This window comes from Rhodococcus sp. IEGM 1354, from assembly GCF_030056855.1.
Classification (GTDB): Bacteria; Actinomycetota; Actinomycetes; order Mycobacteriales; family Mycobacteriaceae; genus Rhodococcoides.
Map to the genome: position 1 here is coordinate 156,871 of NZ_JASHKT010000007.1, position 20,467 is coordinate 177,337.

General features: G+C 63.9%; 27 protein-coding genes. 5 read left to right on the forward strand and 22 right to left on the reverse strand.

Annotation, left to right across the window (positions count from 1 at the left end; translation table 11 throughout):
• The gene (gene infA, locus QM588_RS17105) at window positions 1-222 is read right to left on the reverse strand and encodes a translation initiation factor IF-1 (protein WP_005140011.1); all 222 of its coding nucleotides are present in this window, start codon (window positions 220-222) and stop codon (window positions 1-3) included.
• Window positions 223-520: 298 nt separating this feature from the next.
• Here infA and QM588_RS17110 point away from each other — a divergent pair, with 298 nt between their 5' ends.
• Window positions 521-1,414 carry a glycosyltransferase gene (locus tag QM588_RS17110; protein WP_283315076.1) on the forward strand — a complete coding sequence of 298 codons (894 nt, stop codon included), beginning with the start codon at window positions 521-523 and terminating at the stop codon, window positions 1,412-1,414.
• A 17-nt stretch (window positions 1,415-1,431) separates the two neighbouring features.
• Here QM588_RS17110 and map read toward each other — a convergent pair whose 3' ends face one another.
• From map to rplN, 14 genes are all read right to left on the reverse strand, one after another.
• Window positions 1,432-2,229: a type I methionyl aminopeptidase gene (gene map, locus QM588_RS17115; protein ID WP_027496329.1), complete on the reverse strand. Its 798-nt coding sequence runs from the start codon at window positions 2,227-2,229 to the stop codon at window positions 1,432-1,434.
• Complete coding sequence (locus tag QM588_RS17120) at window positions 2,229-2,783, reverse strand: adenylate kinase (RefSeq protein ID WP_283315078.1); 555 nt, start codon at window positions 2,781-2,783, stop codon at window positions 2,229-2,231. Before QM588_RS17120 ends, map begins: the two co-directional genes overlap by 1 nt.
• Window positions 2,780-4,102, reverse strand: coding sequence for a preprotein translocase subunit SecY (gene secY, locus QM588_RS17125; RefSeq protein WP_027496327.1), 1,323 nt, complete (start codon window positions 4,100-4,102; stop codon window positions 2,780-2,782). The genes QM588_RS17120 and secY overlap by 4 nt, the downstream gene beginning before the upstream one ends.
• 314 nt (window positions 4,103-4,416) lie before the next feature.
• On the reverse strand, window positions 4,417-4,860 hold the full coding sequence (rplO, locus tag QM588_RS17130; RefSeq protein WP_027496326.1) for a 50S ribosomal protein L15: 444 nt from the start codon (window positions 4,858-4,860) through the stop codon (window positions 4,417-4,419).
• 2 nt (window positions 4,861-4,862) lie between these two features.
• The gene (rpmD, locus tag QM588_RS17135) at window positions 4,863-5,042 is read right to left on the reverse strand and encodes a 50S ribosomal protein L30 (RefSeq protein WP_008718256.1); all 180 of its coding nucleotides are present in this window, start codon (window positions 5,040-5,042) and stop codon (window positions 4,863-4,865) included.
• Window positions 5,042-5,716 carry a 30S ribosomal protein S5 gene (gene rpsE / locus QM588_RS17140; protein ID WP_032365630.1) on the reverse strand — a complete coding sequence of 225 codons (675 nt, stop codon included), beginning with the start codon at window positions 5,714-5,716 and terminating at the stop codon, window positions 5,042-5,044. Before rpsE ends, rpmD begins: the two co-directional genes overlap by 1 nt.
• A 34-nt stretch (window positions 5,717-5,750) precedes the next feature.
• Window positions 5,751-6,167, reverse strand: a complete 417-nt coding sequence (rplR, locus tag QM588_RS17145) for a 50S ribosomal protein L18 (protein WP_032365631.1) — start codon at window positions 6,165-6,167, stop codon at window positions 5,751-5,753.
• A 1-nt stretch (window position 6,168) separates the two neighbouring features.
• Window positions 6,169-6,708 carry a 50S ribosomal protein L6 gene (rplF, locus tag QM588_RS17150; RefSeq protein ID WP_027496323.1) on the reverse strand — a complete coding sequence of 180 codons (540 nt, stop codon included), beginning with the start codon at window positions 6,706-6,708 and terminating at the stop codon, window positions 6,169-6,171.
• A 13-nt stretch (window positions 6,709-6,721) separates the two neighbouring features.
• Window positions 6,722-7,120, reverse strand: coding sequence for a 30S ribosomal protein S8 (gene rpsH / locus QM588_RS17155; RefSeq protein WP_283315082.1), 399 nt, complete (start codon window positions 7,118-7,120; stop codon window positions 6,722-6,724).
• Between the two features lie 408 nt (window positions 7,121-7,528).
• A complete protein-coding gene (locus tag QM588_RS17160; RefSeq protein WP_283315084.1) occupies window positions 7,529-9,001 on the reverse strand; it encodes an APC family permease in 1,473 nt (490 codons plus the stop codon).
• A gap of 218 nt (window positions 9,002-9,219) precedes the next feature.
• Entirely contained in the window at window positions 9,220-9,405 is a 186-nt protein-coding gene (locus tag QM588_RS17165) for a type Z 30S ribosomal protein S14 (RefSeq protein ID WP_008718273.1), read from the reverse strand.
• Window positions 9,406-9,409: 4 nt separating this feature from the next.
• Window positions 9,410-9,982 carry a 50S ribosomal protein L5 gene (rplE, locus tag QM588_RS17170; protein WP_008718275.1) on the reverse strand — a complete coding sequence of 191 codons (573 nt, stop codon included), beginning with the start codon at window positions 9,980-9,982 and terminating at the stop codon, window positions 9,410-9,412.
• Between the two features lies 1 nt (window position 9,983).
• Window positions 9,984-10,301 carry a 50S ribosomal protein L24 gene (gene rplX / locus QM588_RS17175; protein WP_008718278.1) on the reverse strand — a complete coding sequence of 106 codons (318 nt, stop codon included), beginning with the start codon at window positions 10,299-10,301 and terminating at the stop codon, window positions 9,984-9,986.
• Window positions 10,302-10,670 (reverse strand): 50S ribosomal protein L14, encoded by a 369-nt coding sequence (gene rplN, locus QM588_RS17180; protein WP_027496320.1) that lies wholly within the window; start codon window positions 10,668-10,670, stop codon window positions 10,302-10,304.
• Between the two features lie 234 nt (window positions 10,671-10,904).
• Here rplN and QM588_RS17185 point away from each other — a divergent pair, with 234 nt between their 5' ends.
• The 4 genes from QM588_RS17185 to QM588_RS17200 are packed head-to-tail and all read left to right on the forward strand — an operon-like array spanning window position 10,905 to window position 17,088.
• Window positions 10,905-11,942 (forward strand): endonuclease domain-containing protein, encoded by a 1,038-nt coding sequence (locus QM588_RS17185; RefSeq protein ID WP_283315087.1) that lies wholly within the window; start codon window positions 10,905-10,907, stop codon window positions 11,940-11,942.
• Window positions 11,939-12,592 carry a hypothetical protein gene (locus QM588_RS17190; protein WP_283315089.1) on the forward strand — a complete coding sequence of 218 codons (654 nt, stop codon included), beginning with the start codon at window positions 11,939-11,941 and terminating at the stop codon, window positions 12,590-12,592. The genes QM588_RS17185 and QM588_RS17190 overlap by 4 nt, the downstream gene beginning before the upstream one ends.
• Window positions 12,593-12,609: 17 nt before the next feature.
• Window positions 12,610-15,729 carry a helicase HerA domain-containing protein gene (locus QM588_RS17195; protein WP_283315289.1) on the forward strand — a complete coding sequence of 1,040 codons (3,120 nt, stop codon included), beginning with the start codon at window positions 12,610-12,612 and terminating at the stop codon, window positions 15,727-15,729.
• A gap of 33 nt (window positions 15,730-15,762) precedes the next feature.
• Entirely contained in the window at window positions 15,763-17,088 is a 1,326-nt protein-coding gene (locus tag QM588_RS17200; RefSeq protein ID WP_283315091.1) for an AIM24 family protein, read from the forward strand.
• Window positions 17,089-17,151: 63 nt separating this feature from the next.
• On the opposite strand, the gene rpsQ is transcribed toward QM588_RS17200, so the two are convergent.
• The 7 genes from rpsQ to rplB are packed head-to-tail and all read right to left on the reverse strand — an operon-like array spanning window position 17,152 to window position 20,451.
• Window positions 17,152-17,430 (reverse strand): 30S ribosomal protein S17, encoded by a 279-nt coding sequence (gene rpsQ, locus QM588_RS17205; RefSeq protein WP_032376635.1) that lies wholly within the window; start codon window positions 17,428-17,430, stop codon window positions 17,152-17,154.
• The gene (gene rpmC, locus QM588_RS17210) at window positions 17,427-17,672 is read right to left on the reverse strand and encodes a 50S ribosomal protein L29 (protein WP_032376634.1); all 246 of its coding nucleotides are present in this window, start codon (window positions 17,670-17,672) and stop codon (window positions 17,427-17,429) included. The genes rpsQ and rpmC overlap by 4 nt, the downstream gene beginning before the upstream one ends.
• Entirely contained in the window at window positions 17,672-18,088 is a 417-nt protein-coding gene (gene rplP / locus QM588_RS17215; RefSeq protein WP_027496313.1) for a 50S ribosomal protein L16, read from the reverse strand. The genes rpmC and rplP overlap by 1 nt, the downstream gene beginning before the upstream one ends.
• Window positions 18,089-18,091: 3 nt before the next feature.
• Window positions 18,092-18,901 (reverse strand): 30S ribosomal protein S3, encoded by an 810-nt coding sequence (rpsC, locus tag QM588_RS17220; protein ID WP_027496312.1) that lies wholly within the window; start codon window positions 18,899-18,901, stop codon window positions 18,092-18,094.
• Window positions 18,901-19,323, reverse strand: a complete 423-nt coding sequence (gene rplV / locus QM588_RS17225; RefSeq protein WP_027496311.1) for a 50S ribosomal protein L22 — start codon at window positions 19,321-19,323, stop codon at window positions 18,901-18,903. The genes rpsC and rplV overlap by 1 nt, the downstream gene beginning before the upstream one ends.
• Window positions 19,320-19,601 carry a 30S ribosomal protein S19 gene (gene rpsS, locus QM588_RS17230; RefSeq protein ID WP_008718309.1) on the reverse strand — a complete coding sequence of 94 codons (282 nt, stop codon included), beginning with the start codon at window positions 19,599-19,601 and terminating at the stop codon, window positions 19,320-19,322. The genes rplV and rpsS overlap by 4 nt, the downstream gene beginning before the upstream one ends.
• Before the next feature lie 13 nt (window positions 19,602-19,614).
• Window positions 19,615-20,451, reverse strand: coding sequence for a 50S ribosomal protein L2 (gene rplB / locus QM588_RS17235; RefSeq protein WP_008718311.1), 837 nt, complete (start codon window positions 20,449-20,451; stop codon window positions 19,615-19,617).
• Window positions 20,452-20,467 lie beyond the last annotated feature (16 nt).

The following is a 20,467-nucleotide window of genomic DNA, read 5'->3' on the forward strand; positions in this document are numbered from 1 at the left end:
TTACTTGTAGCGGTAAACGATGCGTCCACGCGTGAGGTCGTAGGGCGAAAGCTCTACCACGACGCGATCCTCGGGAAGGATGCGGATGTAGTGCTGACGCATCTTTCCGCTGATGTGGGCGAGTACCTTGTGGCCGTTTTCGAGCTCAATGCGAAACATCGCATTGGGCAGCGGTTCGACAACTCGGCCCTCTACCTCGATAGCACCGTCTTTCTTGGCCATATCCTCCGCGATCCTGGCTCTCACACCTGGTTGATTGCATCTGTTTCCGTTACCGTGATGCCCACTGACCGACTCCTCGGAACCGAGTCGGGCTATCGCCGGACGGCCGCACAGCCCTCGAGGCATGCGAACATCCGGTACGCAGGGCGCACCGTCGATCTATGTTACCGGCAAAGACACATCTGGCCAAATGCGCGCGAAGCGGGCGCGAAACACGCCGGATGGCGACGTTCGATTAACTGAGCTAACCTTTCGTCCGCCCGCCATCGTTCAGCCACCGAGCCCGCAAGGTGCCCTCTTGAGTTCCAGCCCGTCCGGCCGCGGCCCAGCCGTCTCCGTGATCATTCCCGTACACAACGCCAGAGATCTGCTCGACGAGCAACTACGCGCGCTCGCGCACCAGGACTACGCCGGCCCGTTCGAGGTCGTCGTCAGCGACAACGGCTCCACGGACGGAGTGCGAGAGTTCGTGGAAGACCACGCGCTACGGGCCGACTTGAATCTGAAGTACGTCGATTCGTCCGGCACCCCAGGCGCGTCGCATGCGCGCAATCGTGGAGCGGAAGCAGCCGAGGGCCCACTTCTGGCCTTCTGCGATGCCGACGACGTCGTCCACCCGACATGGCTGCGGCGCATCACCGCCGAACTGGACCGGTACGACCTCGTGGGAACCGGCCTGAGCACCGAGTCGCTGAACTCCGAAGCGACGCGCGCTGCAGTTCCGTTCGCACCACCTTCGGATCAGGGCAAATCGCCGTTTCGCCCCTTCGTCATCGGGGCGAGTATGGCGTGCCGCGCGTCCACCTACCGGGATCTCGGTGGCATGCTCGAGTTCGTCCATGCCAGCGAGGACATGGAATTCTCATGGCGCGCACAGCAATCGGGTGCCCGCCTGCACTTCATAGCCGAGCCACTGGTCGAATATCGATTGCGCACCGGCTACCGGGACAATTGGAGACAAGCCGGGGCACTGGGATACGGATCGGCCCACGTCCGCGGAATGTATCGGGCTACCGGATGCCCGCCGTTCCGAATCCGCACGGTTTCCGTGGCGCTCCTCGCGCTCGCGGTACGAAACCCATTGCTGCCGACCGCGCTGACGCGGATGCCGACTCGCCTCTGGCTGCGCCTGACGGCCGCCCACCTCGGACTCATCCGAGGGGGCCTTCGTTACTCGTCACTCACCTGGTAAGTGTCGACCTGGTAGTTCTAGCGAGGCCGAACCGTCAGGATGCGCGGGCCGTCCTCGGTCACCGCGACCGTATGTTCCCAGTGCGCCGCGCGTGAACCATCGGTGGTCACCACTGTCCACCCGTCGTCGAGAATGTCGGTCTCGTAGGTACCGAGCGTCAACATCGGTTCGATGGCCAGCGTGGAACCCACCACGAGCTCCGGGCCTTTGCCCGGCGCGCCCTCGTTCGCGAGGAACGGGTCCATATGCATTTCGCGGCCGATTCCGTGGCCGCCGTACCCGTCGACGATTCCGTATTTGCGACCGTGAGCATCCTCGGCCGCGTGCGTACCAGACTCGATGGCGTGGGAAATATCGGTCAGACGATTGCCGGGGATCATCGCTGCGATCCCGGCCTCCATGGAAAGCCTCGTCGCATCGCTCAGCAACGCATCGGCCTCGATGATGTCGCCGACGCCGAACGTCCACGCCGAATCTCCGTGCCAGCCGTCCAGAACGGCACCGCAGTCGATGGACACGAGATCCCCGGCGACCAACAACTCGTCCGCCGACGGAATGCCGTGCACCACGCGGTCGTTCACGGACGAGCAGATGCTGCCGGTGAATCCGTGGTACCCCAGGAAAGAGGGCACCGCACCGGCATCACGGATGACCGCCTCGGCAACTCGGTCGAGTTCGAGCGTCGAGACTCCGGGCTTGGCTGCATCTCGTACGGCGACGAGAGCGGCACCTACCACGGCACCGGCTGCCGCCATCGCGTCGAGCTCACCGGCGCTCTTGAACGGGACGACTTTTCGTTTACGGCCGAACGCCATTACTTGCCGTGGTCCTCGATGGACTTCAGCGCGCGGGCGTTGACTTCGTCCACCTCACCGATCGCATCGACGGTGACCAGCTTGTCGGAGTAGTAGTCCAACAGCGGTGCCGTCTCGTCGCGGTACACCTTGAGGCGATTGCGAATGACGTCCTCTTTGTCGTCCTCACGGCCGCGCGCCAGCATGCGATCGACGACGACGTCCTCGTCGACGACGAAGGACAGCACTGCATCGAGCTGCGCGTTCAGGTCGGAGAGGATGTCGACCAGAGCTTCGGCCTGGCCGACCGAACGCGGGAAACCGTCGAGCAGGAATCCGTTGACGGCGTCGGGCTCGGCGAGTCGACTGCGCACCATGTCCACGGTGAGCTCGCTCGGCACGAGGTCGCCCGCGTCGAGGTACTTCTTCGCTTCCAATCCGAGCGGGGTCTTCTCGCCGATGTTGGCGCGAAAGAGATCGCCTGTCGAGATGTGTGGCACGCCCAGCTTCTCGGAGAGGAGGACGGCCTGAGTGCCTTTGCCGGCACCGGGGGGACCGAGCAGAACAAGTCTCACTTGAGGAACCCTTCGTAGTTACGCTGCATCAGCTGGCTTTCGATCTGCTTCACGGTGTCGAGGCCCACGCTGACCATGATCAACACGGCGGTACCACCGAACGGAAGGTTTTGTGCTCCGCCCGAACTGCCGATGTCGAGGAACAGGTTGGGAAGCACCGCGATGGTGCCCAGGTACACCGCACCGGGCAGCGTGATGCGACTGAGAACGTAGTTGAGGTAATCGGCTGTCGGCTTACCCGGTCGGATGCCCGGGATGAATCCACCGAACTTCTTCATCTCGTCGGCCCGCTCTTCGGGGTTGAACGTGATCGCCACGTAGAAGTACGTGAAGAAGACGATCAGCCCGAAGAAGATAGCGATGTACACCGGGTTCGCCGGGTTCACCAGGTACTCGTTGATGATCCGCTGCCACCAGCTCGGATCGGTTGCGGTGCTGGCGGACGTGAGCTGGGCGATGAGATTGGGTAGGTAGAGGAGCGAGGACGCGAAGATCACCGGGATGACGCCGGCCTGGTTGACCTTGAGCGGCAGATACGTGGACGAGCCGCCGTACATCTTCCGGCCGACCATGCGCTTGGCGTACTGGACGGGGATTCGGCGCTGACCCTGCTCGACGAAGACCACACCGGTGATGATGAGGAACGCTGCGAAGCAGACGAACCCGAAGACCAACCCGCCGCGGCTCTCGAGAATCGAGTTGCCCTCGGACGGGATGCGCGAGGCGATTCCGGCGAAGATCAGCAGCGACATTCCGTTGCCGACACCGCGCTCGGTGATGACCTCGCCGAACCACATCACGACGGCTGCGCCTGCAGTCATGACCAGCACGATGATGACGAGCCCGAAGATGGACTGGTCGGCGATGATGTCCTGCTGACATCCCTGGAGCAACTGGCCGCGAGAAGCGAGGGCCACCAGGCCGGTCGCCTGCAGGATGGCCAGTGCGATCGACAGGTAACGCGTGTACTGCGTCATCTTGGCCTGGCCCGACTGTCCCTCCTTGCGGAGTTCCTCGAACTTGGGGATGACGACGGTGAGCAGCTGCACGATGATGCTGGCGGTGATGTACGGCATGATGCCGATCGCGAACACCGAGAGCTGAAGGAGCGCTCCACCGGAGAACAAGTTGATCAACGAGTAGATGCCTGCCGAGTCTCCACCGGAGACCTGGTCGATGCATGCTCGGACATTGGCGTAGTCGACACCCGGCGACGGCAGTGTTGCACCGAAGCGATACAGGGCCACCAGACCGAGCGTGAAGAGGATCTTCCGTCTCAGGTCAGGAGTCCTGAGGGCCGACACGAAGGCGGAAAGCAAAGATCCTCCTGGCACGACTGCGTTGACGCCGCGAATGCTTCATCGGGAGCGACTGATGCTCCCGTGAGCCTCACGAGCATGGACTGCGGACGACATGCGTCGACCGCATCGATACGAACTTCTCTGAACTCTAGAACTCTAACAGTGCGCATAGAACGGACCGACGGTCAGTGTTGGACCCTGGCCGATCGGTCGACACACACGACATTCCGTGTAGGCAACGATGGCCGCAGCTCAGCTGCGAGAGCTGTGGCTGCGGCCATCGTCACGAACTGCTGCTCGACGCGCTGCTACTCAGCACATCGAAGCAACGCTCATACCTCGGTTGCAGAACCGCCGGCAGCGGCGATCTTTTCCTTGGCGGAGCCCGTGAACTTGTTGGCCGAGATATCGACCTTCACGGTGAGGTTTCCGTCTCCGAGAACCTTGACGAGCTCGTTCTTGCGAACAGCTCCCTTGGCGATCAGCTCGGGGATACCGATCTGACCACCCTCGGGGAACAGGCGCTCGATGTCGCGCAGGTTCACGACCTGGAACACGACACGGTTGCGGTTGGTGAAGCCCTTGAGCTTCGGGAGCCGCATGTGGAGGGGCATCTGGCCACCCTCGAAGCGTGCCGGCACGTTCTTGCGTGCGCCGGTTCCCTTGGTACCGCGACCTGCGGTCTTGCCGCGCTTGCCACCTTCACCACGGCCGACGCGAATCTTCGTCGACTTGGATCCGGCTGCGGGGCGCAGGTGGTGCAGTTTGATGGTCATGGTTAGACCTCCTCAACAGTTACGAGGTGGCGCACCGTGTTGACCAGTCCGCGGTTCTGCGGGTTGTCCTCGCGGACGACCGTCTGGCGGATGCCCTTGAGCCCGAGAGTACGCAGGCTGTCACGCTGGTTCGCCTTCTGGCCGATGGTGCTCTTGATCTGAGTGACCTTCAGCTGAGCCATTACTTCACCGCTCCTGCCTGTGCGCGTGCGCGCAGCATTCCGGCGGGTGCAACCTCTTCGAGGGTCAGGCCGCGGCGAGCCGCAACTTCCTCGGGACGCTGCAGACCCTTGAGGGCTGCGACGGTCGCGTGCACGACGTTGATGGCGTTGTCGCTACCGAGCGACTTCGACAGCACGTCGTGGACACCGGCGCACTCCAGCACTGCGCGAACAGCACCACCGGCGATGACGCCGGTACCGGCACTGGCCGGACGCAACATGACGACGCCGGCAGCGGCTTCGCCCTGGATGGGGTGGGTGATGGTGCCGGCGATCATCGGGACGCGGAAGAAGCTCTTGCGAGCCTCCTCGACACCCTTCTGGATGGCCGCGGGAACTTCCTTGGCCTTGCCGTAGCCGACGCCGACCAGTCCGTTGCCGTCACCGACGATGACGAGGGCGGTGAAGCTGAAGCGTCGACCACCCTTGACCACCTTGGAGACGCGGTTGATCGTGACGACCTTCTCGATGAAGTTCGACTTGTCCGCAGCGTTGCCGCCACGGCCGTTGTCACGACGATCGCGACCGCCACCACCGCGGTTGTCGCCGCGCTGGTTGTTGTCGCCACCTGCGTTGGGGCCACTGTTCTGTCCGGCGGGGCCGCTTCCGCCGTCACGCCGTTGACGTCCCGGCATCAGGCTGTCCTTCCGTTGTCAGTCATTGTCATCATCAGAACGTCAACCCGCCTTCGCGGGCAGCGTCTGCGAGTGCCGCGATGCGGCCGCTGTAGTTGTTGCCGCCGCGGTCGAACACGACTGCCTCGACGCCGGCTGCCTTCGCACGGCTGGCGATGAGCTCGCCGACCTTCGCGCTGACGGCCTTCTTGTCGCCCTCGAGTGCGCGCACATCGGCTTCGATGCTCGACGCGCTGGCCAGCGTGTGGCCCGCCAGGTCGTCGATCAACTGCACGTGGATGTGACGCGAGGACCGGTTGACGACCAAGCGCGGACGCTCGGGCGTTCCGGAGATCTTCTTGCGAAGGCGGAAGTGACGACGTGCCTTCGACAGGCGACGCTTCGTCGAGACGTCGGTGCCGCGCGGTGTGCGCTTGACGACGTTCGCCTTGTCTGCTGTTTGCTGGCTCATATCACTTACCCGTCTTTCCGACCTTGCGGCGGATCACTTCACCCTCGTAGCGGATGCCCTTGCCCTTGTACGGGTCCGGACGCCGCAGACGACGAATGTTGGCAGAGATCTGACCGACCTTCTGCTTGTCGATGCCGACAACGGTGAATCGCGTGGGCGACTCGACCGTGAACGTGATGCCCTCGGGTGCTTCGATCAGCACGGGATGGCTGTAACCGAGTGCGAACTCGAGGTCCTTGCCCTTGAGTACGACGCGGTAACCGACGCCGTGAATCTCCATCTTGGTGGTGTAACCGTTGGTGACACCGGTGATGAGGTTCGCGACGAGAGTGCGCGAGAGACCATGCAGCGAGCGGCTCTTACGCTCGTCGTCGGGCCGAGTGACGGCGATGGTGCCGTCGTCGGCGCGGGCGATCTTGATGGGCTCGGCGACTGTCAGGCTCAGGGCACCCTTGGGGCCCTTGACCGCAACGTCCTGGCCGTCGATGGTGATATCGACGCCAGCGGGGACTGCGACCGGCAATTTTCCAATACGTGACATGGTGTGGCCTCCCCTACCAGACGTAGGCGAGGACTTCTCCGCCCACACCCTGCTTGGCAGCCTGACGCTCCGTGAGCAGACCAGTGGACGTGGAGATGATCGCCACGCCCAGGCCGCCGAGAACCTTGGGCAGATTGGTGGATTTTGCGTACACCCGGAGACCGGGCTTGGAGACGCGTCGCACGCCGGCGAGGCTGCGCTCACGGCTCGGGCCGTACTTCAGATCGACGATGAGGGTCTTGCCCACCTCGGCGTCTTCCGTGCGGTAATCGGAGATGTAGCCCTCGCGCTTGAGGATCTCGGCGATGTTCGCCTTGAGCTTCGAGTGGGGAAGCGTCACCTCGTCGTGGTACGCCGAGTTGGCGTTGCGCAGACGGGTCAAGAAGTCTGCAATTGGATCGGTCATCGTCATGGTGTGACCTGTGCACCTTTCTCGCAGCGGTTCCCATGCAGCACGCGCGGGCTGGTGCCTTGGGGTTCCGGAGAACCCATCGGGCCTGGCTCGTCACATCGTGGGCCTACAGCGAAGTGAACATGTCCTGACCGACTGTTGCCGGTCAGGGGTTGCGCTCCAAGCAATGCATCGCTGCACTGCCAGGTGTTACGAGCTTCCGCATGTTCAATGCTGACGTACGGAGAACTCGAGGTTGCGTTCTGTATTGCAAGGACTCGCGTGCAGGCACGACGAAGCCCGGGCAACCGCTCTAGTGTAGGGAACCGGGTGCCATTCTCAAAATCGATCGTGGTAGTGCTCGTTGGCACGGTGTGAGATCCCGTCCGCGCATGTCGAGTACGACCACAGGTTCGGCTTCACCCGCATTCAGTCCGCCTCGAGTCGTTCGGGATCGACGCGTGGCGGCTTCTGCCCGGTGGCCCGGTTCACCGCGTACGTCACTACCCACAGGACGACACCGATCAGCAACATGGCACCGGCAATTTTGTACTGAATCATCTGGGCATCGGTTCTGGCCCAGGGTCCGACGAGAAACAAGCAGAGCGCCGCTCCGGTCACCGGAATCCACACCGGTGCTCGGAAGAACGTCTTGTCCGCGCGCTGTTTGAGCACCAGGCACGCGACGTTCACCACCGAGAACACGCCGAGCAGGAGCAGCCCCGTAGTGCCCGACAGGGCGCTCACCACCGAGTTCCCGGACAACCGATTGACGACGACGATAAGGCCCACTGCCATTGCGGTAGTGAAAGCGATTGCCGCCCACGGAGAGCGACGACCGGGCAGGACTGCACCCAGTCCAGCAGGCAGCACGTTCTGCCTGGCCAAACCGTATATGCACCGACTGGCCATCAACATATTGATCAACGCAGTGTTCGCCACAGCAAAGACAGTCATGTACGGGAAGATCTCGTCGATCGGGAGACCCGGTGCGCCGGTGCGCACCACGTGCAGCAGAATTCCCTCGCTACCCGAGTCGTAGTTCAACGGCAGCACCGCGATGACTGCGACGACGACCAGTACATAGATCAGACAGGCGACGGCAAGACCGGACAACATCGTCTTCGGAAAGATCTTCTGTGGTTCCTTGGTTTCCTCCACCATGTTGACCGAATCCTCGAAACCGACCATCGCGAAGAACGCGATGGTCGTCGCTATGGTGACCGCGATGAATGCCCCCTTCGCGTTCTGATCCTCGAAGACAACGAGATTGCCGATGTCCCCCTCGGCGCTCCCCTGCCCTACTGCCACGAATCCGATGACAATGACGATTGCCAGCGCCGCCATCTCGATCGCGGTCAGCACCACGTTGAACTTCACCGACTCGCCGACGCCGCGCAGATTGATCGCCGCGAGAAAGCCCATGAAGAGCAGGGCGACGACGAGTTGAGAGGTGGAGCCCGTCGGAACATCGAACCAGCCGAGACCGTCCGCGTCACTGAAGGTTTCGTGAAGCCCAGCCAGAAGATTGCCGGCGACGACGTTGGACGAGGTCGCGGCACTGGTGATACCCGAGCAGATCACCGCGAACGCCACGATGAAGGTGGCGAAGTGGATTCCGAAGGCCTTGTGGGTGTACAGCGCAGCGCCGGCGGCCTGCGGATACTTGGTGACCAGTTCGAGGTACGAGAATGCCGTCAATGTGGCCACCACGAACGCGAGAACGAAGGGTACCCAGGCGATCCCGCCGACGTTCTCGATCATGTCGCCGGTCACGGCGTACACGCCCGCCCCCAGAATGTCTCCGACGATGAACAGAAGCAGCAGCCCGGGGCCGAGTACCCGTTTGAGCTCGGGTTCCTTCGTCCGTGCGTCCACTTGCTCGCGCGCTACGTCTGCCATGGTGACCTCCGCGGTCCGTGCAACCGGTTCCGAACGTCTTCGTCGATGCAGCGTAAGCCTGTCGCCGGCTCTCGACGCCGAAATCGACAGATGGTCACGAGGGAAACTATGTCCGAAGTACCGGGCGGCCCGATTGTTCGAACGCCGAACGGGCGTGGGTTCCGTATGGAACCCACGCCCGTCGGTGTGGTGGTGTAACGAAGCCCGGGGGCTTCAGATCACCAGGAGCTCTTGCGAACTCCGGGAAGCTCTCCGGCGTGTGCCATCTCGCGCACGCAGATACGGCAGAGGCCGAACTTGCGGAACACGGAATGGGGACGGCCGCAGCGGTTGCAGCGAGTGTATGCACGCACCGCGAACTTCGGCTTCTTGTTGGCCTTGTTGACCAATGCCTTCTTCGCCATGGACTCAGTTCTCCTTGAACGGGAAGCCGAGGTGCTTGAGCAGCGCGCGGCCTTCTTCGTTGTTGGTTGCGGTGGTTACTACGGTGATGTCCATGCCGCGCGGACGATCGATCTTGTCCACGTCGATCTCGTGGAACATCGACTGCTCGTTGAGGCCGAACGTGTAGTTTCCGTTGCCGTCGAACTGCGTGCCCGAGAGGCCGCGGAAGTCCCTGATTCGGGGAAGGGCAATGGAGACCAGACGGTCGAGGAACTCCCACATGCGGTCGCCACGGAGGGTGACGCGTGCGCCGATGGGCATTCCTTCGCGCAGCTTGAACTGTGCGATGGACTTGCGAGCCTTGCGGATCTCCGGCTTCTGGCCGGTGATGGCAGCGAGGTCTGCAACTGCGCCGTTGATCAGCTTGGCGTCACGGGCGGCGTCGCCGACACCCATGTTGACGACGACCTTGACGATGCCGGGGATCTGCATGACGTTCTCGTATGCAAACTCGGTGTTCAGGGCGTCTTTGATCTCAGCGCGGTAGCGCGCCTTGAGGCGGGGCTGTTCGCCCGCGATGTTTTCGGTGGTAGTCATCTCAGATGTCCTTCCCGTTCTTGCGGGAAACACGAACGCGCTTGCCGGATTCTTCGTCGGTCCGGTAGCCCACGCGAGTGGGGTTTCCGTCCGAGTCGACCACTGCGACGTTCGATACGTGGATCGGAGCTTCCTGAGTGACGATGCCACCCGAGGATGCGCCGCGCTGGTTGGCAGAGACCGCGGTGTGCTTCTTGATGCGGTTCACGCCTTCGACCAGGACCTTGGAGTCAGCGGGGTAGGCCTGAATGACCTTGCCCTTGGCACCCTTGTCCTTGCCTGCGATCACGAGAACGGTGTCGCCCTTGTGCACCTTCATTTACAGCACCTCCGGGGCGAGCGAGACGATCTTCATGAACTTCTTCTCACGCAGCTCGCGGCCGACCGGGCCGAAGATGCGGGTTCCACGGGGGTCGTGGTCCGGCTTGATCAGCACCGCAGCGTTCTCGTCGAAACGGATGTACGAGCCATCCGGACGGCGACGCTCTTTGACGGTGCGGACGATGACGGCCTTGACGACCTCACCCTTCTTGATGTTTCCACCGGGAATGGCGTCTTTCACCGTAGCTACGATGATGTCGCCGATTCCGGCGTAGCGACGTGACGAACCACCGAGAACGCGGATGCAAAGGATTTCCTTCGCGCCCGTGTTATCAGCGACGCGTACTCGCGACTCCTGCTGAATCACTAACTTCTCCTTGACCTGGATGTACGTACGTGCCGGATTTCCGTCCCGACACGCGCGGTCGGCTGCCGAGAGCGGGCGCACTAAGACACACCGCTGCCACAGGCAACCGGTCAAGTGTAGGGGAACGCCCACGCAGGAGCCAAATCCTCGTCTCGAGACATGCTCGCCTCCTACGTGTCGGACTCTGTCGGTACGGTTCGGGAATGGGGCAACAGGGGTGGGCGTGGAGCAGCTGTGACCGGGGACGGTGAGACCGCAGGCTGGTGGTCGAGTCTTCCCGCAGATCGAGTGACTCGACTTCGGGGGGCTTCCGAACGCGAGCTCGCCGAATCCGCGAACCCGCTCCCCGCCGACGCACCCGCGATCGTCTTCTTCACTGTCGATGTGCCGGCATCTCGTCGTTCTGCAGACCTGGTCGAGATGGTGGTCACAGCGCTGGAGACCGCAGCGGTCGACTCGACCGCGCTGTGGCTCCCCGAGTTCGAGCACAACGCGGGGACCTCCACATTGGAGCGGCGTGCCGCTCGCACGTCCGCTGTTCGCCTGGCTGCCGACTCGGCACACTTCGGCCCCTACGTGGCGGCTCTGGCCGAGTCGGCCTCCTCGGGACGGCCGGTGCGCCGGGCGGTGTTCACCGTCGAGACCCGCGCGGCAGGTTCGACGCGAGCTCTCGCGGCAGCTCACGGCCGCGACGTTGCCGCTCTCGTGCTGGTCGTACCCGAGGCCGTGGACGCCGACTTCGTATCGACCGCAGCGGAGTGGCTGTGTGCCCACGCACGGGCGGGCGTGTGGCTCACCGGCGGTGGGTCGTCGAGCATGGACAGATTCCCGTCCGTATCGGTGCGCGCACCCGCTGTGCCTGCCGGCGTCAGCACCGTCCTCGATCGCTTCCGGCCGCTGAGCTATCCGCCGATCGCCGGACACCCACACCCGGCGAGCGATCCGGAGAAGCGCCTGTATCGAGCGCTGGACCAGCATGAATGGGCCACCGGGCGAGAACACAATCGCTCGATTCGGCTCGGCGAACTCAGCCGTCCGTTCACAGTCGACGTACTGTGGCGCACCGAGAGAGTCATCGTGGAAATCGACGGCGACGAGCACCGTGCCGCCGAGCGCTTCGCCGAGGACCGCGTGCGCGACAACCAGCTGCAGACACACGGGTACATGGTGTTGCGGTTCACCAACGCTCAGGTGATGGACGACCCGCACCGCGCTGTGGCTACCATCCGCGAGGCAGTATCGAGCAGACGATCGAAGGGGGATCCTCGATGAGTACCGAAGACCTGACCGGCACCGAAGCAGCAGTACTGCTCGTCCTGATGGCCGAAGCGAGTCCGGTGAAGAACAGCGCCCTCAAGGCACTGGGCCCCGAACTATCGAAGCCCTCCCGCGACAAACTGAAGAATGCGGGATTGATCGAGGTCGATTCTTCGGTGCGCCCGATGACTCTGGAGCTGACCGACAAAGGGTGGCGCACCTGCGGCGAGCTCATCGGCGGTGAACCACCGGCTCGGTCGACAGGCGCAGGCAAGGCCATGTTCACCGTGTTGGCAGGGCTACGTCGGTGGCTGGATCGCACCGACAGCCGTCCGGCCGATGTGTTCTCGCCCCGTGGAGACGAGCCCACACCCCTCGACACGTCCGAGAAGGCCGATGAGACCGTCGACATCGAGGCTTCGATTCGCGCCGCGTACGCGTCGCTCGCACGTGAACCCGGCAGCACCGTTCGGCTGTCTCGCTTGCGAAACGAGTTGCGAGACATCCCTCGTGCCGATCTCGACGATGCTCTTGCACGGCTGCGACGCGCGGCGGACGTCTCGCTGATACCCGAGGAAAACCAGAAGACGCTGACCGACGAGGAACGCGCTGCGGCCGTCGTCGTCGGTAATCAGCAGAACCACCTTCTCTCGATCGAATCATGATGGGCGTGAACTCCACGATGACGGACAACGAGCAGATCCGGGCTCTGGAATCGGTACGGCTGAGCTGGGCCCCGACCCCCGACGACGTGTGGCGTTCGCAGTCCAACGTGCACGTTCCCGGCATGCACGAGCGGGTGTTCCTCGAGGTGATGAACGCCTACGACGACGCGGAGACGTCGGATGACGCCAGTCCGCTCGGAGTCGTCGTACGCGGGCCGGCCGGATCCGGCAAGACGCATCTGCTGGGGCAGGTGCGCGAGGAGGTGCAGCAGAAGGGCGGGTACTTCTTCCTGATCAGGCTGCTCGACGCCGCGGGCTTCTGGCGGTCGACTCTCATGGGGATGCTCGACGACCTGATGCGGCCCTCCGGCCAAGGATCCGACAGCCAACTCGCACTTCTGCTGCGTCGCTTGTGCACGATCGGTGACATTCCCGACGAACAACGCGCAAAGATCATGGGCGAGAACATGATCGACGCCGCGACGCTGAACGACTTCGTCACAGCCGTATACAAGGTCCACCCCCGACATCGGCGTACCTCGCAGCACACGCTGCGCGCCTTGGTGCTGTCCATCGCCCCCGATTCGGCCGTCCAGGATCTCGGTGACGCATACCTGCAGTCGATCGACGACGTCGATGCCGAAGAATTCTCGCCCTGGGGTATCCGCCGGGCCGAGCTCGGTCACCAAGGCATTGCCGAGAACATCTCACGGCTGCTGGCCATCACCGGTCCGACAATTCTCGCGATAGACCAGATCGACACGTTGGTCGCGCAATCCCGAACGGGATCGGATCAGGAGTTCGCCGACGCACAGGAAGACAAGGTCGTCGAGCAACTGGCGCACGGTCTGATGTCGCTGCGCGAAACGCTTCCTCGCACCGCGTCGGTTCTCTCGGCACTGTCGAGCGCGTGGGAATTGATCGCCGCCCGCGGCGTGGCACCGATGCGCGACCGCTTCCGAGTGACGCAGCCTCTCAAGCCGATTCCGTCGTCCGACATCGGACGCCTGTTACTGGGACGACGTCTGGCGGCATGCTTTCTCGAGGCCGGTTTCACCCCGCCGCATCCGACGTGGCCGGTGGCACCCGACGCATTCGAGCAGGCCCCGGACTTCACTCCGCGGCAGCTGCTGATCGCGGTCGACCGTCACATCAGACACTGCCTCGACACCGGCGTCGCGTCGGAGTTGGAGAGTTTCACGGACAAGTCCGGGCCCGCGGATGCGCAGGACCTCCCCAAGGCACGGGTCGACGAACTCGACATACTCGACGATCGCTACGCAGAACTGCGCAAACAGGTCGACGTCTCCATTCCGCTGAAGCCGGACAGCGAGGACTCGATCGTCCCCGCACTCCTGTCTGCGGGCCTGACCGCGTGGATCCACGAGCATCAGTCCTCGGACGACAGCCTTGCCCAGGACCCACCTCCGAGCGGCAAGCCTGCCCTGCATGCCAGGCTGCGACATACCGTCGACACCGATACGGACGACGAGGAGCACTGGTGCTTCCGCGCGGTCACCTCCGGCAATGCCAGGGCCGCGTTGGCCCGTGTGGAGCGTGCAGTGACCACGGCCGGCCTCAGAGCAGACATGCCGAAACGGCGACTGATCCTCATCAGAAACGACCCGTGGCCCAATGGCGCGAAGACCGAGCAGACCGTCGCCGCTCTGCGACGTGCCGGCGGCATTGTCGTGCCGCTCGGCGACGAGGACCGCAGGGCCTTGGCGGCTCTGTCGGTGCTCCTCGCCGAGAACTCCCCCGCTCTCACGTCGTGGTTGCTCGCACGCAAGCCCGCACACGAGGTCGAACTGTTCTCCTCCGTGTTGCCTGCAGTCAGCGTCGTCGACGACGACACCGCATTGATCGAACCCGAGAACACCGTCGCGGCCGAGCCGATTGCGAGCCGCCGGCCGTCGATCGTCGCCGGTTCGGAAGTGAGCACCGGTGCGGACGTCGCAATCCAACTCGAAGCGCTGCGTAAGCACACAGCGATCTTCGCGGGTTCCGGATCTGGGAAGACGGTACTGATTCGCCGACTGGTGGAAGAATGTGCGCTGCAGGGTGTTTCGGCGATCGTGTTGGACGTCAACAACGACCTGGCTCGCCTAGGCACCGCGTGGCCCGAGGACGAACGGACGTGGCCGCCGGGCGACGAGGCCAAGGCGACGGCGTATCTACGCGACACCGACGTCGTGGTGTGGACGCCCCGCAAGTCGGCGGGCCGACCGCTGAGCTTTCAGCCACTGCCCGATTTCGTCAGCGTTCTCGGTGATTCCGACGAATTCGACTCCTCTGTCGAATCCGCATTGGCGTCGCTCGAGCCCGCCGCCGGCGTCCTGGGTACGTCCCAGAAGGCGAAACACGGCCGCGCAGTGCTGAAGTCGGCGCTCGATCTCTTCGGTCGACGCCCACAGGGCGGCACGCTGGCGGACTTCATCGACCTGCTCGAAGAATTGCCCGAGGACACCAGCGACCTGCGCGATGCCGTACGGATCGCGCAGGGACTGGCCGAAAATCTGAAGGCTGCCGTGGCCAACGACCCCATGTTCGCCGGGGCGGGCACCCCGGTCGACCCGTCAGTGCTGTTGACTCCGGCCGAGGGAAAGAAGGCCAGAGTGTCGGTGATCAATCTTGCGGGCCTGACCACCGACGAGCAGAAGCAGAGCTTCGTCAATCAGCTGCAGATGGGCCTGTTCTCCTGGATCAAGAAGAACCCGGCAGGTGACCGGCCGCTCGGCGGACTGTTCGTCATGGACGAGGCGCAGAACTTCGCCCCCTCCGATCGGACGACCGCAGCGACACACAGCACACTTGCGCTGGCGTCGCAGGCGCGTAAGTACGGTCTCGGTCTCGTGTTTGCCACACAGGCACCGAAGGGGTTGCACAACCGCATCGCCGGAAACGCGTCGACGCAGTTCTACGGACTGCTCAACAGCCCGTCCCAGGTCGAGGCAGCCAAGGAGATGGCCCGCGTCAAAGGCGGCTCGGTACCAGACGTCGGCCGTCTGCCCGCGGGGCAGTTCTACGCTGCCGTCGAGGGCGCAGAGTTCCGGCGAACCGCCACTCCCCTCTGCCTGTCCTACCATCCGAAGAGCCCGCCGACCGAGGAAGAAGTCATCGAACTCGCGCGTTCCTGACAGCACGTGGTCGACACTGGCACACTGGATCCGATGAAAAACCTCGCTCGCGGGGAGAACTGCCCCGCTCCGACCGGCCGGCTGACGGTGACACTTGCCGCCTCGACGTCGGTCGACGTGTCCGCGCTGCTGTTGGGGCCGGACGGACGAGTGCGTTCGGACGCGGATCTGGTGTTCTACAACCAGCCCGAGGGCGCGGGCCTCGAGTACCAGCGCGGGCCGTCCGGCCACCTCGTCCTGATCGATCCCTCGGCAATTCCACCCGATATCGAGACCGTCGCCATCGCGGCATCGCTGGACGGAAGCGGTCCGGCAACGTTCGCTGCCGCCGGCCCGACATCGGTGACAGTCTCCGATGCGTCGGGCGGTGCGATGGTGGGATTCACCGCCGACGCGCTCGGCGACGAGAGCGCTCTCGTCATCCTGGAGTTCTATCGCCGCAACCAGCAATGGAAGATCCGAGCGGTGGGCCAGGGGTACGCCGACGGGTTGGCGGGCCTGGCCACCGCATTCGGCATCAGCGTCGAGGACGACGATCCGCCCACATCCGAGGCACCGACGGTACCGCCCTCGCACCGAAGCGACGCGATCGTGAATTCACCTGTCCATCGAGGAGACCTGGCCATGAGAAGTGAACTGTTCGCTCCCGCCCACGCCGAAGTTCCCGGTTCGGGGATTCAGAAACAGGGCAGCAAGATGTGCCGGGTCGGCATGAACGGCGAGATCATGGCTCGGGCCGGCTCGATGGTCGCGTACCAGGGCAATCTGCAGTTCGAGGCCAAGGGCTCCGGGGGTATAGGTCGAGCCCTCAAGCAAGCCCTGTCCGGCGAAGGCGTCCCGCTGATGAAGGTGACGGGCCAGGGTGACTTGTTTCTTGCCAACGCCGCACAGGACGTTCATCTGATCGATCTCGACGGTACGGACGGGCTCACCATCAACGGGGCCAACGTCCTCGCGTTCGAGTCCTCGCTGAGCTACGACATCAAGCGTGTCCAGGGTGCCGCTGCGGGTGGAAACGCGGGGTTCTTCAACTGCGTGTTCACCGGTCGGGGCCGAATCGCCATCACCACCGACGGAGTGCCGGTCGTGCTGAAGGTCGACCAGCCGACGTTCGCCGACCCGCAGGCCGCTGTTGCGTGGTCGTCTTCCCTGCAGACGAGGGTGAAGAAGAACGACTCGTTCGGGCTCGGCACGTTGATCGGCCGATCGACCGGAGAGAGGTTCACGCTGGAATTCGCCGGCCAGGGGTTCGTGGTGGTGCAGCCGTCGGAACAGCCTCCAGGTGGACTGGTCGGCGGTACCGGCGGCGGTGAGCAGGCCGGGGTCGGCGGGGCGCTGGGCGGCTTGCTGGGCCGATGAGCCCGCGACCAGAACGCACAAATGCCCGCCCCCAGAATGGGGGCGGGCATTTTCGTGCAGGTTCTACTTGGCCTTTTCGAGAACCTCGACCAGTCGCCAGTGCTTCGTGGCGGACAGCGGACGGGTCTCCATGAGCTGAACGCGATCGCCTACGCCGGCGTCGCCCTTCTCGTCATGTGCCTTGACCTTGGTGGTACGACGGATGATCTTGCTGTAGAGGGGGTGCTTGACCCTGTCCTCGAGCTCGACCACGATCGTCTTTTCCATCTTGTCGGATACGACGTAGCCGATCCGGACCTTACGGTTGTTGCGCTCTTCAGTCACAGTGTTTTCCTCGCTCATGCTGCGTCACCTGCTGTGTCCTCGGAAGGACCAGAGGCCAAGCCGAGCTCACGTTCGCGGAGCACCGTGTAGATACGCGCGATCTCGTGGCGCACCACGCGCAGTCGACGGTTGTTGTCCAACTGGCCGGTAGCCATCTGGAAACGAAGGTTGAACAGCTCTTCCTTCGACTCACGCAGCTTGGTGACCAGCTCTTCACCGGTGAGCTCGCGGAGCTCTGCGGCTGGGGTTCCGGTAGCCATCAGAACTGCTCCTCCCTGGTGATGATGCGTGCCTTGATGGGCAGCTTGTGGATGGCGCGAGTCAGTGCCTCACGCGCGATGGTCTCGTCGGGGTACGACAGCTCGAAGAGCACGCGACCCGGCTTGACGTTCGCGATCCACCACTCGGGCGAACCCTTACCGGAACCCATGCGGGTCTCGGCAGGCTTCTTCGTGAGCGGGCGGTCCGGGAAGATGTTGATCCAGACCTTGCCGCCACGCTTGATGTGGCGAGTGATCGCGATACGAGCGGACTCGATCTGACGGTTGGTGATGTAGGCGGGCTCGAGAGCCTGAATGCCGTAGTCACCGAATGTCACCTGAGTTCCGCCCTTGGCGGCACCCGAACGCTTCGGGTGGTGCTGCTTGCGGTGCTTGACCCGGCGGGGGATCAACATGCGTCAGCCCTCCTGAGTGGGCTCGGTCGAGGCCGGAGCCTCGGTTGCGGATGCCGCGCGGCCGGCCTCGGTGCTGGTCGCCGTGGTGCCCGAGGCACCGCTGCGACGCGGACGAGTGGGACGCTCACGACGGGGACGGTCTGCACCGGCGGCCGGAGCCGCAGCGGCAGCGAGTTCACGCCGTCCGCCGACGATGTCGCCCTTGTAGATCCAGACCTTGACGCCGATGCGGCCGAAGGTGGTCTTGGCCTCGTACAGCCCGTAGTCGATGTCGGCACGGAGCGTGTGCAGGGGAACGCGTCCCTCGCGGTAGAACTCCGAGCGAGACATTTCCGCGCCACCGAGACGGCCGGAGCACTGAACACGAATGCCCTTGACGTTCGGCTGACGCATGGCCGACTGGATGGCCTTACGCATCGCGCGACGGAATGCGACGCGGTTGCTGAGCTGCTCGGCAACACCCTGGGCCACGAGCTGAGCCTCGGACTCGGCGTTCTTGACCTCGAGGATGTTGAGCTGAACCTGCTTGCCGGTCAGCTTCTCGAGCGCTCCGCGGATGCGGTCGGCCTCGGCACCACGGCGACCGATGACGATGCCCGGACGCGCCGTGTGGATGTCCACGCGAACACGGTCACGAGTGCGCTCGATCTCGACCTTGGCGATACCCGCGCGCTCCATGCCGGTGGCGAGGAGCTTGCGGATCTCGACGTCTTCCTTGACGTACTCCGAGTACTGCTTGTCTGCGTACCAACGCGACTTCCAGTCAGTGGTGATACCCAAGCGGAAGCCGTGCGGGTTGATTTTCTGACCCACTACTGAGCCCCTTCCTTGGACGCCTGGCCCTTACGACGGTTACGAGACGTTCCGCCGGTCTTGGGCAGGCTTTCGACGATCACCGTGATGTGGCTGGTGCGCTTGCGGATCCGGAATGCCCGGCCCTGAGCACGCGGCTGGAATCGCTTGAGGGTGGTGCCCTCGTCGACGAATGCAGTAGCGACGATCAGCGTGCTGGGATCGAGATCCAGGTTGTTCTCGGCGTTGGCGGCTGCGGACGCGATCACCTTGGCGACCGGCTCGCTCGCTGCCTGCGGCGCGAACTTGAGGATGTTGAGCGCGTCCTCGACGGAGCGCCCACGAACCAGATCCACGACGCGACGTGCCTTCATCGGCGTGACGCGAACGTGCTTCGCTACGGCCTTGGCAGTCGGATTGGCGGTGGGGGTGAAGTTGGTCATCGCCTCTTCGCCTTCCGGTCGTCCTTGATGTGACCCTTGAACGTGCGGGTCGGTGCGAACTCCCCGAGCTTGTGGCCGACCATGGAGTCGGACACGAACACCGGTACGTGCTTGCGACCGTCGTGGACGGCGAAAGTGTGACCGATGAAGTCGGGCAGGATTGTCGATCGACGGGACCAGGTCTTGATGACCTGCTTGGTTCCCTTGTCGTTCTGGACGTCAACCTTCGCGAGGAGGTGATCGTCTACGAACGGGCCTTTCTTCAGGCTGCGTGGCATTCTGAACTCCCTCCTAGCGCTTGTTCTTGCCGGTACGACGACGACGGACAATCAGCTTGTCGCTCGCCTTGTTCTTGCGGGTACGGCCTTCAGGCTGTCCCCACGGGCTGACCGGGTGGCGTCCACCGGAGGTCTTGCCCTCGCCGCCACCGTGCGGGTGGTCGACCGGGTTCATCACGACACCACGAACGGTCGGGCGCTTGCCCTTCCAGCGCATGCGGCCGGCCTTGCCCCAGTTGATGTTCGACTGCTCGGCGTTGCCGACCTCGCCGACGGTTGCGCGGCAGCGCACGTCGACGCGACGGATTTCACCGGACGGCATACGCAGCGTGGCGTAGGGGCCTTCCTTGCCGAGGAGCTGGATGCTCGCTCCAGCGGAGCGGGCCATCTTCGCGCCACCACCCGGACGGAGCTCGACCGCGTGGATGGTCGTACCCGTCGGGATGTTGCGCAGGGGCAGGTTGTTGCCGGGCTTGATGTCGGCATTGGCACCCTGCTCGATCGGCGAGCCCTGGGCGATGCCCTTGGGTGCGACGATGTAGCGCTTCTCGCCGTCTGCGAAGTGCAGCAGTGCGATGTTCGCGGTGCGGTTGGGGTCGTACTCGATGTGAGCGACCTTGGCCGGCACGCCGTCCTTGTCGTTGCGACGGAAATCGATGAGACGGTACGCACGCTTGTGACCGCCACCCTTGTGCCGGGTGGTGATACGACCGTGTGCGTTACGTCCACCGCGACCGTGCAGCGGGCGGATCAGCGACTTCTCGGGGGTCGAACGCGTGATCTCAGCGAAGTCGGACACGCTGGAGCCACGACGGCCCGGGGTTGTCGGCTTGTATTTACGGATTGCCATGAGTCTTCTCGTCCTC

Coding starts and splice junctions, on each gene's coding strand:
- infA (WP_005140011.1), bottom strand. CDS start 222: ATGGCCAAGAAAGACGGTGCTATCGAGGTAGAGGGCCGAGTTGTCGAA.
- map (WP_027496329.1), bottom strand. CDS start 2,229: ATGGCGTTCGGCCGTAAACGAAAAGTCGTCCCGTTCAAGAGCGCCGGT.
- rplO (WP_027496326.1), bottom strand. CDS start 4,860: ATGACCATCAAACTGCACCACCTGCGCCCCGCAGCCGGATCCAAGTCG.
- rpmD (WP_008718256.1), bottom strand. CDS start 5,042: ATGGCTCAGCTGAAGGTCACTCAGATCAAGAGCACCATCGGCCAGAAG.
- rpsE (WP_032365630.1), bottom strand. CDS start 5,716: ATGCCGGGACGTCAACGGCGTGACGGCGGAAGCGGCCCCGCCGGACAG.
- rplR (WP_032365631.1), bottom strand. CDS start 6,167: ATGAGCCAGCAAACAGCAGACAAGGCGAACGTCGTCAAGCGCACACCG.
- rplF (WP_027496323.1), bottom strand. CDS start 6,708: ATGTCACGTATTGGAAAATTGCCGGTCGCAGTCCCCGCTGGCGTCGAT.
- rpsH (WP_283315082.1), bottom strand. CDS start 7,120: ATGACGATGACCGATCCAATTGCAGACTTCTTGACCCGTCTGCGCAAC.
- QM588_RS17160 (WP_283315084.1), bottom strand. CDS start 9,001: ATGGCAGACGTAGCGCGCGAGCAAGTGGACGCACGGACGAAGGAACCC.
- QM588_RS17165 (WP_008718273.1), bottom strand. CDS start 9,405: ATGGCGAAGAAGGCATTGGTCAACAAGGCCAACAAGAAGCCGAAGTTC.
- rplE (WP_008718275.1), bottom strand. CDS start 9,982: ATGACTACCACCGAAAACATCGCGGGCGAACAGCCCCGCCTCAAGGCG.
- rplX (WP_008718278.1), bottom strand. CDS start 10,301: ATGAAGGTGCACAAGGGCGACACCGTTCTCGTGATCGCAGGCAAGGAC.
- QM588_RS17190 (WP_283315089.1), top strand. CDS start 11,939: ATGAGTACCGAAGACCTGACCGGCACCGAAGCAGCAGTACTGCTCGTC.
- QM588_RS17195 (WP_283315289.1), top strand. CDS start 12,610: ATGACGGACAACGAGCAGATCCGGGCTCTGGAATCGGTACGGCTGAGC.
- QM588_RS17200 (WP_283315091.1), top strand. CDS start 15,763: ATGAAAAACCTCGCTCGCGGGGAGAACTGCCCCGCTCCGACCGGCCGG.
- rpsQ (WP_032376635.1), bottom strand. CDS start 17,430: ATGAGCGAGGAAAACACTGTGACTGAAGAGCGCAACAACCGTAAGGTC.
- rpmC (WP_032376634.1), bottom strand. CDS start 17,672: ATGGCTACCGGAACCCCAGCCGCAGAGCTCCGCGAGCTCACCGGTGAA.
- rplP (WP_027496313.1), bottom strand. CDS start 18,088: ATGTTGATCCCCCGCCGGGTCAAGCACCGCAAGCAGCACCACCCGAAG.
- rplV (WP_027496311.1), bottom strand. CDS start 19,323: ATGACCAACTTCACCCCCACCGCCAATCCGACTGCCAAGGCCGTAGCG.
- rpsS (WP_008718309.1), bottom strand. CDS start 19,601: ATGCCACGCAGCCTGAAGAAAGGCCCGTTCGTAGACGATCACCTCCTC.
- rplB (WP_008718311.1), bottom strand. CDS start 20,451: ATGGCAATCCGTAAATACAAGCCGACAACCCCGGGCCGTCGTGGCTCC.